The sequence below is a fragment of the Gracilibacillus orientalis genome (genome assembly GCF_900114645.1).
GTDB lineage: Bacteria > Bacillota > Bacilli > Bacillales > Amphibacillaceae > Gracilibacillus > Gracilibacillus orientalis.
In genome coordinates this window covers 382,305-400,304 of sequence record NZ_FOTR01000001.1, presented here as the reverse complement: position 1 = coordinate 400,304, position 18,000 = coordinate 382,305, and the positions used below count along the sequence as shown (strand labels likewise).

The following is an 18,000-nucleotide window of genomic DNA, read 5'->3' as shown; positions in this document are numbered from 1 at the left end:
AAGAAAATCACTTTACCAAGTGGATCTTCAGACCGTGCTGTTCCCACAGGAGTCTCCGTATTCTGCCTACGCTAGTAAGGATTCACTGATGATTGAAAGGATCAAATCCATGGAATATACATTTTTGGGATTTATTCTAACTTTATTAGAAAACCTACTCTAAGCGTGTTCCCCGCCGACATAGAAAACACTGCGATAGCGACCTTTGCTTGAGTAGATGTTGCGCTTGTGCCCTTGGGTGAAAGCGAGTGTTTTTCCGCAGCTGGCGAATTAGCACTCAACCATAATTAGAACGGAAGAAAGCAAATCTTAATTTTCACTGTTACGCCGTTTGTATCTATTTTGAATCAGAATGGGTTTGGAGCTTTTTTCTTATTTTTCTTACCCTTTAGTCCTATTTTTAGTTCTCTTCATCTATATGTATCAAGGTGAGAATATGTTATAGTAATTAGGGTGTAGAATGTTTAGATGTAATGAAGGAAGGTTTTTTTAAATGAAAAAAGCAGCGATTTTTATCATGTTGACTGTCTTCTTAATTGGATGTCAGCAAGAGAATTATTTAGCACAACAATCAGACAAAAGAAATGCTCAGCAAGATTATAAGGAAGAACCAGTAACATTTGTCCAAGAGAATGAAGAAGAAGAGGAAAAAGAAGAAGAGCAAGAAGAAAAGCAACAAGAAAAAGAGCAAGAAAATGAACAGACTAATGAAAATACAGATGATTCACTGACGGTGATAGATGATTCGGAGAGTGTCTCACTAGTTGTCAATAAACAGCGGAAATTACCAGACGGTTTTGAACCTGATGACTTAGAAGAGGCGAATGTTCCTTACCATGCAGCAGAAGGAGACCCTAAGCGTTTATTACAAAAAGTAGCAGCAGATGCATTGGAGGGACTTTTTGCAGATGCTAAGGAAGATGGTTTAGAACTAGTAGCTGTTTCCGGTTATCGCTCCTATGATCGCCAGAAACAAATATATGAAAATAATGTTGCTACGAATGGTCAGCAGCATGCAGATAAATTTTCTGCAAAACCTGGAACAAGTGAGCACCAGACAGGGTTAGCAATGGATGTTGCCTCAGCAGCATTAGTGGCAGTCTTGGAACAAAGCTTCATTGAAACAAATGAAGGGCAATGGCTAGAGGATCATGCACATGAACATGGATTTATTATTCGTTATCCAGAAGGAAAAGAAGAAATTACTGGATACAGTTACGAACCATGGCATTTACGTTATGTTGGAAAAGAAATAGCAACAGAAATTTATCAAGCGCAAATCACACTAGAAGAATATTTCGGTCTTTACCCATAAACCAAGAAGTTTTAAGCTTCTTGGTTTTTTAGTAAATCAAATTATGCACAATATCTGGAGAGTTCTTTCTCAATTGGTCAGACAACTGTACTAAGCTGTAAAAAAATGCGAGACTCCTAGGGTGAACTCACGCAAGCAGGTGATGTTGCACTTGTGCTTTGGGTGAAAGGGAGGATTTTACGAGGCTTTCCTTGATGTTGTTATCCATATTTATAGTTATTCACTAAAAACGTTAGCTTTACATAGCCTATAGTAGCAAGCTCATTATGGGGTGATTTGGTGAAGCTGATGACAGGAATGCTTGTGACAAGATATTCTTACAAACATGATATCGTTTTTCGCATCAAAAATATAAATGGCGATAAAGTATTACTACATGGTGAAGATTTACGTCTTGAAGCAGACGCTACTACCGATGATGTTCGCATTTTACCGGAGGATGATATCAGAAAAAGACAAGATGAAATACAAGAAAAAGAAGAATATTCATATCGTCTTTTTCGTCAAGATTATCAATTAATGAAAGAAAAAAAAGATTATGAACATAAAAAAATAGAACCACGTAATATTCAACGATTTCAATTACCAGTAAAAGTATTACACATTGATGGTGATCGATTGTATTTAAAAAAATGCATTGAATTATATCAGCGACTAGGATTACAAGTTCATGGTGTGTATGTGCAAGAAAAAGAATTACCTTTTGAAATGGAAGAACTAGTTAGAAAAGTGCAGCCTGAGATTATTGTTATTACGGGTCACGATGCTTATTCAGAATCAAAGGGCGATAAAAAAAACTTGTCTGCCTATCGTAATACACGTTTTTTTGTGGAAGCTGTACGTCAGGCTAGAGCATGGTCTCCTAATCTGGATCAATTGACTATTTTTGCAGGTGCATGTCAATCACACTTTGAATCACTTATTCGCGCAGGGGCTAATTTTGCAAGCTCACCAGATCGCGTCAATATTCATGCGTTAGATCCCGTCTATGTTGTAGCGAAAGTAGCCTACACACCTTTTATGGATAAAGTGAATGTTTATGATGTGCTAAAAAACACACTTACTGGTGAAAGAGGGCTAGGAGGAATGGAAACAAGGGGGCTTTACCGTACTGGTATACCATATGTAGAGACAAAATAGCTTTTGTCTCTATTTTTTTTTTGTTTTTTGATACAATATAGAAGAAGATTACATAAGGGGGAAAATAGTATAATGGATTATCGTATTGAACGTGATACTATCGGTGAAATCAAGGTTGCAAGTGATAAGTACTGGGGAGCACAAACACAGCGAAGCAAAGAAAACTTTCCAATCGGTATTGAAACCATGCCAAAAGAAATTATTGAAGGTTTTGCTATTTTAAAAAGAAGTGCTGCTATTGTAAATAGTGAATTAGGTTTAATGGAACAAGTGAAAGCGGATGCGATTAAGCATGCTGCAGACCGTATTTTAGCTGGGGAATTATATGAGCACTTCCCGTTAGTAGTATGGCAAACTGGTAGTGGCACACAATCTAATATGAACGTCAATGAAGTGATTGCTTATGTAGGAAATCAGTGGTTAAAGAATCAAAATAGTGATGTGACCTTACATCCCAATGATGATGTTAATAAATCGCAAAGTTCCAATGACACATATCCAACTGCCTTACATATTGCCGCAGTCCGTAAATTAGAGGATGTTGTTTTACCGGCATTAGCAACATTAAAAGCGACCATAAAAGAAAAGATGGAAGCGTTTGACGATGTGGTAAAAATCGGCCGTACTCATTTGCAAGACGCTACGCCATTAACATTAGGACAAGAAATTAGTGGTTGGCACCGCATGCTAGAAAAAACGGAATCCATGATTAAAGACAGTATTCCATATGTGAAAGAATTGGCTATTGGTGGTACTGCTGTTGGTACAGGATTGAATGCACATCCGGAATTTTCAGAGCGTGTAACTTCGAAAATCAGTGATTATACTGAAAAGAATTTTGTTTCTGCAGCGAATAAGTTCCATGCACTTACAAGTCATGATGAATTAGTATATGCACATGGAGCATTAAAAGGATTAGCAGCAGATTTAATGAAAATCGGTAACGATGTACGCTGGTTAGCAAGTGGTCCTCGTTGCGGTATCGGTGAGATTACGATTCCAGCTAATGAACCGGGAAGCTCTATTATGCCAGGTAAAGTCAATCCTACGCAAAGTGAAGCAATTACGATGGTTGCAACACAAGTGATGGGGAATGATGCAACGATTGGTATCGCAGCAAGTCAAGGTAATTTTGAATTAAATGTTTTTAAACCAGTTATTGCGTATAACTTCATACAATCCGCACAAATTTTAGCAGATAGTATGTTAACGTTTAATGATCGTTGTGCTGTAGGCATAGAGCCAAATTATGAACAAATTGAGAAAAACTTAAACGATTCGCTCATGTTAGTTACAGCACTTAATCCGCATATCGGATATGAAAATGCAGCGAAAATTGCCAAGCAAGCCTTTGCTGATAATACCACATTAAAAGAAGCGGCAGTCAAATCAGGATTATTAACAGCAGAACAATTTGATGAATGGATTAAACCGGAAGAAATGACCTATCCAAAATAATCTGACTGGAATTGTTGTTAGAAATTGCTAATAAAATAAAAGCATATTGATCGCCGTTTTGTTCACAATATGGTGTACAGGAGGTGATCAAAGATGGCGACTAACAATTCAAATCAATTAGTTGTTCCTGGAGTAGATCAAGCACTAGGTCAAATGAAATATGAGATTGCACAAGAATTTGGTGTAAACTTAGGTGCAGATTCTACTTCTCGTGCTAACGGTTCTGTTGGTGGAGAAATCACAAAACGTTTAGTAACAATGGCTGAACAACAATTTGGTGGAAACCAACAACAATAATTGAATAAATGATAAAAAGGAGACGCTTTTTTAAGTGTCTCCTTTTTACACATTAGGAAAATATAAAGTGAGACTTCCATCAGATTAGCTCCGTTATAAAACAATGAATAAACGAATTGGTAAGTGTAAAATATAAGCAAAACTAAGATTTCGCCAAAAAGACTTGGGCGATATGCGATTGCGGAGGATATGGATGTATATTTGTTATCTATGTAATGGCTTAGAGAAAATGGAGCATAGATGTCCTGAATGTGATGCACATATGTTAGATGGAGGAAAGGTTGTTGATTACTATGATGACTATGCGCCGTATATTGAAATTAATGATGCGCAACTGATTGATGGTATACCTAATTCCAGTGCTTCACATCAATGTGTACATGTTGGCGTTTGTTCAGCTTGTAATTATACGAAAGAGTTTATGATTAGAGAACAAGAGTTGTCTTAATAATGTCCGTATTGTCGAATGAATAAAAAATTACTTCAAGAATAAACAAAAACCCGTTTCGAAATGATTATCGAAACGGGTTTTTACAAACTATATTATTGAATGCGTGTTTCGTTATCTGTATCGAAGAAGTGGCATTTGTGCATATCAAATGCAAGGTCGATTTTTTCGCCACCGTGGATGTCTGTACGAGAATCAACACGTGCAACAAATTCTTGACCATTAAGTTCAGAGTATAGGTAAGACTCAGAACCCATTAGCTCAGATACTTCGATTGTCGCCAAAATTTTCTTGCCTGGGTTGGCATCTAAGAAGACAGGCTCATCATGGATATCTTCCGGACGTACACCCAGTACTACTTCTTTACCGATATAACCTTGCTCACGAAGAATTTTCATTTTTCCTTCTGGTACTTCAACTTTTGTATCACCAAGTGTAATTGTACCTTCTTCTAATGTACCATTAAAGAAGTTCATTGCTGGTGAACCGATAAAACCACCAACGAAGATGTTATTTGGTCTGTCATACACTTCTTTAGGAGCACCAACTTGTTGGATAAGACCATCTTTTAATACAACAAGACGAGTTGCCATTGTCATCGCTTCTGTTTGATCGTGTGTAACGTAAATAGTAGTTGTTTGTAAACGGTGGTGTAGTTTTTGGATTTCCGCACGCATTTGCACACGAAGTTTCGCATCCAAGTTGGATAAAGGCTCATCCATCAAGAACACTTTAGCATCACGTACGATTGCACGACCTAATGCAACACGTTGACGCTGACCACCGGAAAGTGCTTTTGGTTTACGATCTAAGTAAGCTTCCAGTCCAAGAATACGAGCTGCTTCGTTTACACGACGCTGGATTTCGTCTTTTTTGAATTTACGAAGTTTTAGACCGAATGCCATATTGTCATATACATTCATGTGTGGATATAATGCATAGTTTTGGAATACCATCGCAATATCACGGTCTTTAGGAGCAACTTCATTCATCAATTTGTCATCGATGTAGAACTCTCCACTAGAAATTTCTTCAAGACCTGCAATCATACGAAGTGTCGTTGATTTACCACAACCGGATGGACCTACGAATACGATAAATTCTTTGTCTTTAATTTCAAGGTTGAAGTTGTCAACTGCTTTCTCATCACCTTTAGTATAAACTTTGTCAATGTTGCTTAATGTTAATTCTGCCATTGTATTCCCTCCTAATATGTTGAAAGCGTTTCATCTATGTCTATTAGTTTACTAATAAAACGCTCACACGTAAATAGAAAGCGTGCACAAAAAAACTCATCCCATTTGTGCACGGTTACAAAAGCTAGTCCATAAAAAGAAACAACCATCCTATTTCACCACTTTGTACGCATCAAAAGGCATAAATAAACAGCGATAGCGCCATCAAATTGTTTCACATCAATGCCTGTTTTTTCAATGAATTTGTCCACACGATATTGTAAACTGTTACGGTGCATGTACATTTTTTTGGCAGCTAAGGTGGTATTCGAATTTGATTCCAGAAAGACCTGAACCGTTTTTAATAATTCTTCATCATTTTTTACATCGTTAAGGATTGAATTAGTAATTAATTGTTGTTCTTTGTCACTGATGTCATGTAAAAATAGGTAAGGAATCGCTTCAATATAATGCAAAGCATCATAGTTTTGCCGTCTAGTTAAGTGATAACATTTTTTGATCCATCTGTAGAAACCAGGTGCTTGTTGAATATGGTGTAATGTTGGTCCGACAAAAAGCTTTATATTCATATAAAAATCAGTTGTCAGTACTTCGATGATTTCTGAGTAGGATACAAAGTCCTCCATTGTTTGTGCTTCTTCTTGAATGATCACTCCCTCATGGTTGTTTTCCCAAAGGATCGATGTTTTTTGCGGGAACAAACCATGAATCGCTTCCCGAAATGATTCAGGATCGATCGACTCATCAGACAAGGAAAAATAAACAAAATGAAAAGCAGACAAATTGTCTTCTATCATTTTTTTAGGGATTTCCTGTTGAAATAAAATATCCATCCATAATTTCTCGCGTTCGGTAGTAGGTGGTTGGCTAGCTTTATACGGCGTAAGTAATATTTCTAAAATTTTAGTTTCTCTTTCCGTTAATTCATCCTTTGGTACACCGATAATGTCATTTTCTTTTGTGACGTACCATTTATACGTAATCTTGTCCATTTTTGTCTCGTTGCTATTCGAAATTAAATTTGGAAACATTTGTCGAAGTTGTTCTAACATGTTTAAGCCTCTTTCATTGAAAATCATTTACATCTATTATAACAAAGAATGAGTGTTATGAACTTTATCTCTATAAAAATACACACACTTTTTAAAGAGTGTGTGTGATCATTTAGTCATCATCAGTTTCGGCAGGAAAAGGTTCTTTTTCTTTTGGCAATTTTCTTACTTGTTCTATTTGCATCCGGCCATGTATAGAATAAGTCGTACCGCCAGCCATACCTTCATTAATCATACGATCAACATCGACTTCATATTTTTCGCGGGAGTCTGTCTCCTTTTTTGACGAAGGTTTCGCCATGATTATCCCTCCTCAATCATAGCTTCAACTAAAAGATGAAAATCATTCAGAATGGATAATCGAGGCTAACGAGAATTCAAATAAAGAAGTAAAATATGCTTGTGTTTGAGCTGAATAAGAGGGATGATAAAACACTTGCCAACTTGGCTTTGCATGGACTTCTAATAACCAGAGTCTTTGCTCTCGATCAATACCGATATCAAAACCTATCTCACCAATGGTGCCAGTTGACATATTTTCTATCTCCTTGCTTAATACTAAAGCTAATTCCTGTACTTTTTTTATGATATTTCTTCGTTTATTTCGTGCAAAAATTTCATCCGTATCAAATATTTTATTTCCCGTATACTCTCTCCCGTACAAAAAGGACACATGCCAACGCTTTGTTTTGTTCGTATGCACTCTTAAATAAAAAGGTTCTCCTTGGTACTGGATTAAATCTATCGCATCCTGCAACACATATTGTCGGAAGCCATTAGGAAAGTAAGTCTGCTTAAACTGTTCGAGATTTTTATAATATTGCCGGTTTTTATGATTGTATGTGACAAACATAAGGTCATCCACTTGTTCTAAATAGAAATGATTCGTGTCATCACCTTTTAGTGATATAAGGTTAATCGGGTGTTGAGAGAGTTTATGTTGAATTGTTTGTATGGAAGGGTGAAAAGTGGTATCAGGTAGAAGATAATTAACTCTCTCATGATTCATTAAATCATCGTATACTTGCCATTTGTTAAAAAAATCAGGATTAAATATAATAGAATTTGTGGTTAAAAATTGTTTTGTTTTTTGGATGCTTTTGTGTGACTCGATTTTGCGATTAGGTATTCGGTTGTAGATTATAAAAGGTATATCTGTTTCAATCGTTTTCCATTGTTGTTCTTGCCAAACAATTCCTGTTAAACTATTTCTTTGAGGATAGACGTGACGATGGGAGAAAAAAATCGTTTCAAATCCTCTTTGTTGACCGATGTTAGCCATTTCTTGATATAGTCGTTCATAGGATGTTTGATGTGGTGAACGATGGGTAAAAACACCAAAGGGATAACTAATCTGGCAAGTGTGTGCTGCAGTATCCAAAATAATTTGTGCATGATTTATTAAATGAAGTTGATTCATAATCGAAGAAGAAAGATAAATAGTGTCAGTATTTTTGTGATGGCTTAAGATGTCACAGGAAAGGCTTTGTAAGCCATGCTGAATAACAGATATATGTTGTAAATGATAGTAAGCCTTGATAGGTATAATCATTCTGTTTTTGCCATTAGGGTAGGCTGTTATTTTGAATGTCTGTCGCATGTTGACACCTGCTTTCTTCGTCTAGGCTAATTCATTATATGCAGCCAAAATGTGTACTATACTTTTGCAAAGCGGAAAGGTGGAAAGAAAGGGTGGAAATCTTTATTAAAATACTGATCTTGGTGGTGTTTGGCAGTTTTATTGGTGGATTAACGAATTCGATAGCCATTAAGATGCTGTTTCGACCTTATGAGGCAAAATATATCGGCAAATGGAAAGTCCCATTTACGCCAGGAGTTATTCCGAAAAGGCGTGATCAATTAGCCATACAACTCGGTCAGTTGGTTGTCAATCACTTATTAACGATAGAAAGTATTCAATTAAAATTGCAAGATCAAGGGTTAAAGCAACAAGTACAACAAAAGGTTAATAAAGAGTGGGAGACTTTTTTGGCACAATCAACCACCATCAGTCAACTATCAAAAACGTTTCAATTGGACCTTAAACCGGATCATTTTAAAAGAATGATTGCAGATAAGATCATGGAACAACTTCGAAACTTTCTGCAAAAGAATCAACAAAAACCGATCAATCATTGGCTCGGTCAGACGGTAACAGAGACAGAGTTAGAAAAAGTGTCCATCTTTTTACAAAACAAAGGGATCGATTTAGTAAATAATGAAGAAACTCGTCAAAAGATAGAAGTTGTGATTAAACAATATGCTGAGTCTAAAGGCTTTTTGGGGAATATGGTGTTATCGATGTTCAGCAGCGATGAATTAGCACTGAAAGTCCAACGATTAGTCATTGATTATTTACGTTCAGAAGACGGTAATAGCTGGATTCATCAAGCTGTCAAAAAAGAGTGGACAAACCTTCTGCAACAGGAAGTACAGTTTATTGAACCATTGTTTGAAAAAAAAGAAACACAACAGCTGTTGCTTCATTTAATTGAAGAAAATATGCCAGTGGAAGAATGGCTAAACAAACCGATTCAAGAGATGGTTACTCCTTTTACCAACCAAATCAAAGAAAAGGTGCTTCCGTTTTTAGTGGAACAGCTATTTGCTAAATTGTTAGATAGTGTACCAAATATGCTACAGCAATTAGAGGTGGAGAAAATGGTGGAAAAACAGGTAGCATCATTCCCAACCTCCCGGATAGAAGATATCATTTTATCCATTTCTCGAAAGGAATTTAAGTTGATCACCTATTTAGGTGCTTTATTAGGTGGAGTTATTGGGTTAATTCAGGCGATTCTCTTTATCGTCGTTTGAATCTTTGTTATAGTGGTAAAGTACATGTAAGAACATATACATGATATATTAGCAACTTATGAATGAACGTAACTATTTAGGAGGATTTAATTTTATGTCAAAGGTTTATGACAGTGCAAATGAGCTTGAAAAAGCAATACAGGAAAGCGAAGAATTTGTGGATTTAAAAGCTGCTTACGATAAAGTAATGGCTGATCCGAATTCTAAGGAAATGTTCGATAATTTCCGTAACACGCAGTTAGAATTGCAACAAAAACAAATGCAAGGTGAGGAAATTTCGGAAGAGGAAGTAGAAAAAGCGAAACAAGTTGTCGAGGTTGTACAACAACATGAAGAAATTTCTAAATTAATGGAACAAGAACAACGTGTTAACGTTTTGATTAATGATATTAGTCGTATCATTACAAAACCATTAGAAGAATTATATGGTGCACAACAACAATAATAATTTTAGACATCATGAGTTACAGTTTTTTTGCTGTAGCTCATTTTTATATGAAACTTTTTATGTGTAGGAACCGTAATTATAATGGAGAGGAGTGAAGAATGTGACGTTAAAATTAGATAATGTTACGAAAAGATTTGGCTCGTTTACAGCTGTTGATGGTTTATCGTTAGAGATTCCCGAAAAGAATATATTTGGATTTCTAGGTGCAAATGGTGCAGGTAAAACAACAACATTTCGGATGATCCTCAATTTATTAGATCAATCATCAGGATCTATTACTTGGAATGGAGAAAAAATTGATTACAGTAAAAGTGATGAAATTGGCTATTTACCAGAAGAAAGAGGATTATATCCAAAATTAAAAGTTCGTGACCAATTAATTTATTTAGGAAAGCTACGTGGGATGCAAAAGAAAGAAATAGTGGATGAGTTGTCAAACTGGCTAGATTATTTAAAAGTTCCTCAATACATGGATAAAAAGATTGAAGAATTATCAAAAGGGAATCAGCAAAAAATCCAATTTATTTCTGCTGTCATACATAAACCAAAACTGTTAATTTTGGATGAACCTTTTTCAGGATTGGATCCCGTTAATGTGGAATTGTTAAAAAAATCAGTAGTCGAATTAAAAAACTCAGGCACATCGATTGTTTTTTCCTCACACCGTATGGAGCATGTTGAAGAATTATGTCAGTATTTATGCATGATGCAGCATGGAAAACCCATTTTACATGGTGATCTTAGGGAAATTAAACGTTCATTCGGTAAGAAGAATTTATCGATACAAGCAGATTTCGATTTATCATTTTTAGAAAACATTCCTGGGATTGTTAAAGTGAAATATTTTGGTGATGGTGTCCTTTGTCAAATCGAAAATGAAGATGTCTCCCAAAGGGTATTAGAAGAAATATCAGGAAAAGGCTTTATCCGGAGATTTGAATTGGATGAACCAAGCCTTAATGATATCTTTATTGAGAAAGCTGGTGAATCTTATGAGTAAATTTTGGACCGTATTCTCTCATACCTATTTATCAAAAGTAAAATCAAAATCGTTTATAATCACCACTGCTATCATTCTAGCGTTAATTGTTTTAATGTCTAATATTCAATCGATTATAGATATATTTGACTCAGGTGAAGCAGATCAGCTTGCGGTTGTAACAGAACAAGAAGAAATTTATTCACAATTGGAATCAAGGCTGGAAGCAGATTTTGAATTGGAACATTTTGATGGGACCTTAGAGGAAGCACAGGATGCAGTTGGGAATGAAGAATATATTGCCGTATTAGATATTAGGGAATCTGAAGAAGGATTACCTGAAGCTACTTATTATAGTAGAGATTATACAAATGAAACTGCACAGAATTTATTGGAAAGCCAACTACAACAAGTAAAAGTGGAGATTGCAACTAATCAATCAGGTATCGATCCTGCTGTGATTGCCTCGATCTATGAACCAGTTTCTTTTGAAAATGAATTAATTGCAACAGGTGATCGAGAGGTAAGTGAGGTAAAAACAGAAGAAGAATTAAATGGAGCACGTGGCCTCGTTTATGTGATTTTATTTCTACTATATATGGCGGTAATTATGTATGGAAACATGATTGCGATGGATATTGCCAATGAAAAAACTTCTAGAGTAATGGAAATTTTAATTTCAAGTTCCTCGCCAGTCAGTCAAATGTTTGCGAAGATCTTTGGAATAGGTTTGGTAGGATTAACCCAAATGGTTCTCCTGTTAGGAACAGGTTACTTCGTTATTACACAGAAACAAGATGAATTAGTTGGTGGGGTCTTTGATTTCTTCGGACTGTCTGATATCAGTTTTTCCACCTTTGCATATGCGGTCATCTTTTTCCTATTAGGGTATTTCTTATATGCAACCTTATCAGCCATGTTGGGATCATTAGTAAGTAGAACAGAAGATGTACAGCAGTTGATGACACCTGTCACATTTTTAATTATTGCTGCATTTATGATCTCAATGGTCGGTTTAGGTATGCCGGAGTCAACCTTTGTCGTAATTTCATCATACATTCCATTCTTCTCTCCAATGGTAATGTTCTTACGTGTGGGATTACTGGATATTCCATTCTGGGAAGTGGGATTAAGTATTCTGCTTCTAATCGCTACGATTGTTGTATTTGCAATTATTGGAGCGAAGATTTATCGAGGCGGCGTGCTCATGTACGGTACATCCACCTCATTAAAAGACTTCAAAAAAGCATTACAATTGTCGAAAAAAGAATAAGCAAAGGGGAAGCTATTTCGCATGGAGCGAAATAGCTTTTTTTCTATAGATAGAAGGTAGTTGCCAGTAAACCAACCAAAGTTGCCAGAGAAGTCTCGGTAGTTGCCAGTAAACTAACCAAAGTTGCCAGTAAATACAAAGGGCCTTTAATCCAATAGTTTAGATAGATCATATTTTCGATCTCGATAGCTTCCGACTGATGGACAGTTTAATTGTTTTAATAATCTTTTCGTCAGGTCTATTGATATGCCATCTAAAAACCATCGAGCCTGTTTATTAGTTATAACTGGACCGAAGATTAATACCCAATTTCTAAGCGTTTGGACATGCATCATTTTATCTTTACGACCACACTTAGGACATTGCCATGTTCCATAAACTCTATGTGCTTTAACATTTTGACATGATGGACAAAACACACCTCGTATTGTTTTTCGAAGCTCTATTTTAAATTGGTCCAGTACATTTACTTTTCGTTCTTGGTGATGGGATGAAATGAAATTAATGAGGTGTCTGCGCTCAGTATAGTTAAAATCTTGATTAATTGTTTGTTCTTGGAGGAGGATTTTAATTCTGACAGGCAATTGCTGAACGGGTATCATATCAGGGTGATGAAAGTTAAGATTTGCACTAGAGTGAGTAAATACAACAATCGGATGAATTGGGGGAAAGGAGAAGCCGTGTAAATGAAGTAGTGCCTCCAGTTTTTCTTGTTGGAATTTAGCCTGTAAAAGTGGATTATCATAAATCTCGATTTTTCCATCATCATGTTCCTGCACTAATTGGTTAGCTTCATTAATGGATAATCTACCCTTCAGGTTTTTGACTTCACAAATGACGATCTTTTTTTGAAAAATGGATAGATTGTCTATTTGGAAAAAGTGTTTTTGCCAAGGTAATCGGACGCCGTACAACAGCATTTTTTCCTTTTGTACCATATGTAAATAATACGGTAATTTCTTTTCACCGGTATAACCTGATAATTCTCGACCATAAGCTTTTTCCAAATTTTCTGTCATGTCGCGAGGTGAGAGGTGATCGAATAGCGCTTCCAACTGCCTCAAATAAAAAGATTTTCTTACAAAATCGTTAATCAAGCACGAAACCTCCTTTACTATTTTTACCATCATAGCACACCGGACTAAGAATAAAAATATTCACGACCTAGTTTCTCCGTTGGTTGACGAAAAATCATATTTCTTCTATAATCTTAAGGGTTTGCTATCAAAAAATACAATATTAAGAATACAAAGCAAGTTGATGCAAACACTATATGTACATAACAGAATAGGTGGTGATTTTGATGGAACAGGAAACTATTAATGCAGCAACATGGGGGTGGTTATTAATTCCAATGTTATCAGTTGTTCTCCTATCGTTAATCACCTTATTTACAGAAAGAGAGAGTGAATGATGGATTTTGTTACTATAGTTACGTTTATTATCTACTTAGTCGCGATGTTAGTTATCGGAATTATTGCTTTTCGATTAACCAATAACCTCTCTGATTATGTTTTAGGTGGCCGAAATTTAGGTGGAAGTGTAGCAGCTTTAAGTGCTGGAGCATCTGATATGAGTAGCTGGCTTTTGCTTGGGTTGCCAGGTGCTATGTATGCTGGAGGAATGAATCAAATTTGGATTGCTATCGGTTTAGCAGTAGGGGCATATTTAAATTGGCAATTTGTTGCTAAACGGTTAAGAACCTACACAGAAGTTGCTCAGGATTCGATTACTATTCCAGACTTCTTAGAAAATCGATTTCGTGACTCATCGCGGATTCTACGCGTTGTATCTGCTTTTGTTATTTTGATCTTCTTTACATTTTATACATCAGCAGGTCTTGTAGGAGGAGCGATTTTATTTGAACAATCCTTTGGTATAGACTATCAAACTGCGTTATGGATTGGTGCAATCGTCATTATATCGTATACATTTTTAGGAGGATTTTTAGCAGTAAGTTGGACGGATTTTTTCCAAGGAATCTTAATGTTCTTAGCGTTAATTATTGTACCGATTGTTGCCATCAATGCTTTGGGTGGATGGAATGAAGCCGTTACTAAGGTTGGAAACATAGATCCAGCTTATCTAAACGCGTTTACAGATACAACAGCCATAGGTATTATTTCATTATTAGCATGGGGATTAGGTTACTTTGGACAACCCCATATTATTACTCGATTTATGGCTATCAAATCTACAAAAGAAATTCCAAAGGCTAGGTTTGTGGGAATGTCTTGGATGGTATTCGCTTTATATGGTTCTATTTTTACAGGTTTTGCAGGTATTGCCTATTTTGCAGGTACGCCTTTAGACAACCCGGAAACAGTATTTATAGCTTTTACACAAGAACTTTTTAATCCGTGGATTGCAGGTATTTTATTAGCCGCGATTTTATCAGCTATTATGAGTACGATTGATTCTCAATTGCTTGTATCCTCTAGTGCAGTTGCAGAGGATTTTTACAAAGGAATTCTTCGAAAAAATGCAGGTCAAAAAGAATTGGTATGGGTTGGACGGATTGCAGTGATTATCATCGCGATTATTGCGGTTCTAATTGCTCAAAACCCAGAAAGCAAAGTGCTGGATTTAGTCGGATATGCATGGGCAGGATTTGGAGCAGCATTTGGTCCAGTCATCATTTTGAGCTTGTTTTGGAAGAGAACAACTAGAAAAGGAGCAATTGCTGGAATTGTGGTAGGGGCTTTAACGGTAATCATTTGGTCGCAGCTTGAAGGCGGAATATATGAATTATATGAAATTGTACCAGGCTTTATTTTCGGTGCAGTTGCAATCATTATCGTCAGTTATATTTTTGGATCCCCAACGAATCCATCAAAAGTTGTGAAAGCAGAATTTAAAGAAGCCACTGAAGAAAATACTGAAGTAAACCCTTGAGGGTAAACGGATAATAGAAGCAAGGGCTCATATCTGAAAAAAGATGGGTTCCTTGCTTCTTTATTCATCAAATTTTATGTTGTAACGTTCATTAGATATTCCCACTATAATTCAATCCAAAATCTTTTCACAACAGTACCGTCATCCTCTACAAATTCCTGATCTTCTATTCCTTTATTGTGTAAAATAGCTTTTTGCGAACCAATATTGTCAGAATCGCAAGTAACAAGCGCTTTATTAATATCCAATTTATTTGCTTCCAGTAGTGCCAGCTCAAGAATTTTGGTGCCGTAACCTTTTCTTCTCTCACTTGGACGTATACCATAACCGATATGACCACCGATAGAAAGGAGCATTTCGGTTAATTGATGTCTAATATTTACGACACCGATAATCAATCTGTCCTTTACCAACCAAAAAGTAGAATCAGGAACCCATCCATCTGGGAGATTTACTCCTTTTTCATTATCATCAATAAATTGTAGAAAACGGTCGATATCATCAGGGAACTTTTTGATTATCCAAGGCATTAGTTTTTCTCCACTTCTTTTCCATTCCAGATAGAACGCCTGATATTCTTTTTCTAACACTTTTGTAGGCTTGATTAGTTGAATAGTCATCTTATCATCCTTCAATTATTTATTCCATAACAGCGCCGTCAAAACTACTTTATTATGAGGTGTATTTTCATCATGTTTTCGAACCTGATTCAAAAAAGGAAAATCTTCAGGTGTTACGTTGATCTTCGCCAATGGTTTCACCTTTTCGGGGCAAATCCATTCTTCTTTTGAACCGCCTTGTATAAAAGAATCCTTTGGCAGGATATACATCGTACCATTACGCCAATACTCACCTTGGAAATCCTGATTTACGGAAAAATAATAAAATCGCTTCACTTCCTTTTTAGTCGGAATCGAAAAACATAAATTTTTCAATGACCCTTGATATCCTGATTTATTAATAATAGCAAAATAAAAAGACCAAATAGTATCAGATGCTGCAAAAACTGCTTTTACTGGTTTGTTATTGGCTAATGTCTGGTTTCTAGGTTCAAATATCTCAATATCAGGGTTGTTAGACCCATGAACTAATACTTCTTTATGATTGATTAAATACTGTAAAAATAAGTGTTTTGGAAAATCCACATCATATTCAATTAATGAACCATCACCTTCTGCAATATATTGCTTATGAATCGTATCGAACTGTTTAATTAACTCTTGACAAAGTGGTGTATCATTAGATTTTAAAAAGTGTAATTGATTAAATATTAAAATTTTTAACCTATTTATCAAGATTTCGTCTCCTTTAACCGTTTTTTATAGGTCATAATAAATAAAAAATTCGATCACTTCACCCCTTACCTCCACATCACTATTTTAACATAAAATTCCAACGAAACGAATAATCGAACGTGCATTCTAATTTATGCTCTGCTACAATAGAGAAAGAAAGAAGGTGAAGAAAATGACAAGGGATATTTCTTTTATTCATTGTGCGGATTTACATTTAGACAGTCCTTTTAAAGGCCTGAAAAACATTCCGACTGATCTATTAACAGACATTAGAAATAGTACGTTTCTAGCTTTAGATAATCTCACTGAACAAGCAATACAGCATCAAGTAGATTTTGTTTTATTGGTTGGGGATATTTTTGATCAGGAAGAACAAAGCATGCAAGCACATATGGCATTGAGGAAAGCTTTTCAAAGATTAGAAGAACACCAGATTAAGGTGTACCTCTCTTTTGGTAATCATGATTACTTGAACAGCCAGTTATTCCCGCGCAACTATCCTGACAATGTGTTTGTCTTTGATAAAGAAGCAGTCACTTCCTTGCCGTTTATTAAAAATGATCAAGTCCAGGCGAGAATCTATGGATTCAGTTATGAAAATCGAGCGGTATTTGAAAATAAAGCAAAAGAGTATCATAAAACAGACGATCATTGCTTTCATATTGCGACTTTACATGGAAGTATTGGGAATGAAAACATACAAGAACATGCAGCCTATGCTCCATTTCAATTAACAGAATTAAAACAAGCTGGATTTGATTATTGGGCATTAGGGCATATCCATAAACGAGAAATAGTAGCGGAAAATCCACCCGTAGTTTATCCAGGTAATATTCAAGGACGCTCCACGAAGGAAACGGGGGAGAAGGGATGTTATCTTGTCACCTTATCTGAGAATAAATCGGAATTAGAGTTCCTGCCTTTATCATCCATTATATTTAAAAAAATACAAGTGGACGCTAGTGAATGGACAGATATCATAAGTCTAACTGAGCAGCTGACAGAAGTTACAAACAGGATTACAACAGGAAAAACGTTAATCCAGCTTGTATTTTATCAAGTAGCAGAAGAAAAGGAATTCTGGTTCACAAATGGTCAGTTAAAAGAAGTAATTGACTATTTGAATCAGGAATCAATGCATAGCTATGTTATCGGTTATAAATGGGCGAAAGCAGCCAAACGATCTGAATGGCAACACGGCGGCCATTTTTTAGAAGAGCTGACTACAGCATTTCAAGAAACGGACCTGGAAAAGTCGCTCAAGCCATTATGGCAGCATATGGGAGGTAGAAAATGGTTATCGAAATTGGATGAGGATGATCGAATCGAGATACAACAAGAAGCTGAATATCTATTAGATCAACTACTGCATGAAAAGGAGGGATAG

Annotated in this window: 18 protein-coding genes; 11 read left to right on the top strand and 7 right to left on the bottom strand. The window is 35.9% G+C overall.

The window, feature by feature from the left end; all coding sequences use genetic code 11:
- Nucleotides 1-493: 493 nt before the first annotated feature.
- From BM121_RS01965 to BM121_RS01945, 5 genes are all read left to right on the top strand, one after another.
- Nucleotides 494-1,315: a M15 family metallopeptidase gene (locus BM121_RS01965; RefSeq protein ID WP_091480417.1), complete on the top strand. Its 822-nt coding sequence runs from the start codon at nucleotides 494-496 to the stop codon at nucleotides 1,313-1,315.
- Nucleotides 1,316-1,594: 279 nt separating this feature from the next.
- Complete coding sequence (gene yabG / locus BM121_RS01960) at nucleotides 1,595-2,455, top strand: sporulation peptidase YabG (protein WP_091480415.1); 861 nt, start codon at nucleotides 1,595-1,597, stop codon at nucleotides 2,453-2,455.
- A gap of 72 nt (nucleotides 2,456-2,527) precedes the next feature.
- On the top strand, nucleotides 2,528-3,913 hold the full coding sequence (gene fumC, locus BM121_RS01955; protein WP_091480412.1) for a class II fumarate hydratase: 1,386 nt from the start codon (nucleotides 2,528-2,530) through the stop codon (nucleotides 3,911-3,913).
- 93 nt (nucleotides 3,914-4,006) lie between these two features.
- The gene (locus tag BM121_RS01950; protein WP_091480409.1) at nucleotides 4,007-4,210 is read left to right on the top strand and encodes an alpha/beta-type small acid-soluble spore protein; all 204 of its coding nucleotides are present in this window, start codon (nucleotides 4,007-4,009) and stop codon (nucleotides 4,208-4,210) included.
- A gap of 193 nt (nucleotides 4,211-4,403) precedes the next feature.
- Nucleotides 4,404-4,658 (top strand): hypothetical protein, encoded by a 255-nt coding sequence (locus tag BM121_RS01945; RefSeq protein WP_175495283.1) that lies wholly within the window; start codon nucleotides 4,404-4,406, stop codon nucleotides 4,656-4,658.
- 95 nt (nucleotides 4,659-4,753) lie between these two features.
- Here BM121_RS01945 and BM121_RS01940 read toward each other — a convergent pair whose 3' ends face one another.
- The 4 genes from BM121_RS01940 to BM121_RS01925 form a co-directional block, all read right to left on the bottom strand.
- On the bottom strand, nucleotides 4,754-5,854 hold the full coding sequence (locus BM121_RS01940; protein ID WP_091480407.1) for an ABC transporter ATP-binding protein: 1,101 nt from the start codon (nucleotides 5,852-5,854) through the stop codon (nucleotides 4,754-4,756).
- Nucleotides 5,855-6,009: 155 nt separating this feature from the next.
- Nucleotides 6,010-6,906 carry a PucR family transcriptional regulator gene (locus BM121_RS01935; protein ID WP_091480406.1) on the bottom strand — a complete coding sequence of 299 codons (897 nt, stop codon included), beginning with the start codon at nucleotides 6,904-6,906 and terminating at the stop codon, nucleotides 6,010-6,012.
- Nucleotides 6,907-7,018: 112 nt separating this feature from the next.
- Nucleotides 7,019-7,207, bottom strand: a complete 189-nt coding sequence (locus BM121_RS01930) for a hypothetical protein (protein WP_091480403.1) — start codon at nucleotides 7,205-7,207, stop codon at nucleotides 7,019-7,021.
- Between the two features lie 42 nt (nucleotides 7,208-7,249).
- Entirely contained in the window at nucleotides 7,250-8,506 is a 1,257-nt protein-coding gene (locus BM121_RS01925; protein WP_091480401.1) for a YheC/YheD family protein, read from the bottom strand.
- A gap of 92 nt (nucleotides 8,507-8,598) precedes the next feature.
- On the opposite strand from BM121_RS01925, the gene BM121_RS01920 reads away from it, so the two are divergent.
- The 4 genes from BM121_RS01920 to BM121_RS01905 all read left to right on the top strand — a co-directional run bounded on the left by BM121_RS01920 (nucleotide 8,599) and on the right by BM121_RS01905 (nucleotide 12,423).
- On the top strand, nucleotides 8,599-9,723 hold the full coding sequence (locus BM121_RS01920) for a DUF445 domain-containing protein (protein ID WP_175495282.1): 1,125 nt from the start codon (nucleotides 8,599-8,601) through the stop codon (nucleotides 9,721-9,723).
- 94 nt (nucleotides 9,724-9,817) lie between these two features.
- Nucleotides 9,818-10,168, top strand: coding sequence for a YlbF/YmcA family competence regulator (locus BM121_RS01915; protein ID WP_091480394.1), 351 nt, complete (start codon nucleotides 9,818-9,820; stop codon nucleotides 10,166-10,168).
- Nucleotides 10,169-10,271: 103 nt separating this feature from the next.
- Nucleotides 10,272-11,171: an ABC transporter ATP-binding protein gene (locus tag BM121_RS01910; RefSeq protein WP_091480391.1), complete on the top strand. Its 900-nt coding sequence runs from the start codon at nucleotides 10,272-10,274 to the stop codon at nucleotides 11,169-11,171.
- A complete protein-coding gene (locus tag BM121_RS01905; protein ID WP_091480387.1) occupies nucleotides 11,164-12,423 on the top strand; it encodes an ABC transporter permease in 1,260 nt (419 codons plus the stop codon). Before BM121_RS01910 ends, BM121_RS01905 begins: the two co-directional genes overlap by 8 nt.
- Nucleotides 12,424-12,569: 146 nt before the next feature.
- Here BM121_RS01905 and BM121_RS01900 read toward each other — a convergent pair whose 3' ends face one another.
- The gene (locus BM121_RS01900) at nucleotides 12,570-13,520 is read right to left on the bottom strand and encodes an NERD domain-containing protein (RefSeq protein WP_175495281.1); all 951 of its coding nucleotides are present in this window, start codon (nucleotides 13,518-13,520) and stop codon (nucleotides 12,570-12,572) included.
- A 316-nt stretch (nucleotides 13,521-13,836) separates the two neighbouring features.
- Between BM121_RS01900 and putP the strand changes: the two genes are divergently transcribed.
- Nucleotides 13,837-15,318, top strand: coding sequence for a sodium/proline symporter PutP (gene putP, locus BM121_RS01895; RefSeq protein ID WP_091481234.1), 1,482 nt, complete (start codon nucleotides 13,837-13,839; stop codon nucleotides 15,316-15,318).
- Nucleotides 15,319-15,422: 104 nt separating this feature from the next.
- On the opposite strand, the gene BM121_RS01890 is transcribed toward putP, so the two are convergent.
- On the bottom strand, nucleotides 15,423-15,938 hold the full coding sequence (locus BM121_RS01890) for a GNAT family N-acetyltransferase (RefSeq protein ID WP_091480381.1): 516 nt from the start codon (nucleotides 15,936-15,938) through the stop codon (nucleotides 15,423-15,425).
- A gap of 15 nt (nucleotides 15,939-15,953) precedes the next feature.
- The gene (locus BM121_RS01885) at nucleotides 15,954-16,613 is read right to left on the bottom strand and encodes a hypothetical protein (protein WP_091480378.1); all 660 of its coding nucleotides are present in this window, start codon (nucleotides 16,611-16,613) and stop codon (nucleotides 15,954-15,956) included.
- Nucleotides 16,614-16,785: 172 nt separating this feature from the next.
- Here BM121_RS01885 and BM121_RS01880 point away from each other — a divergent pair, with 172 nt between their 5' ends.
- Complete coding sequence (locus tag BM121_RS01880; RefSeq protein WP_175495280.1) at nucleotides 16,786-18,000, top strand: metallophosphoesterase family protein; 1,215 nt, start codon at nucleotides 16,786-16,788, stop codon at nucleotides 17,998-18,000.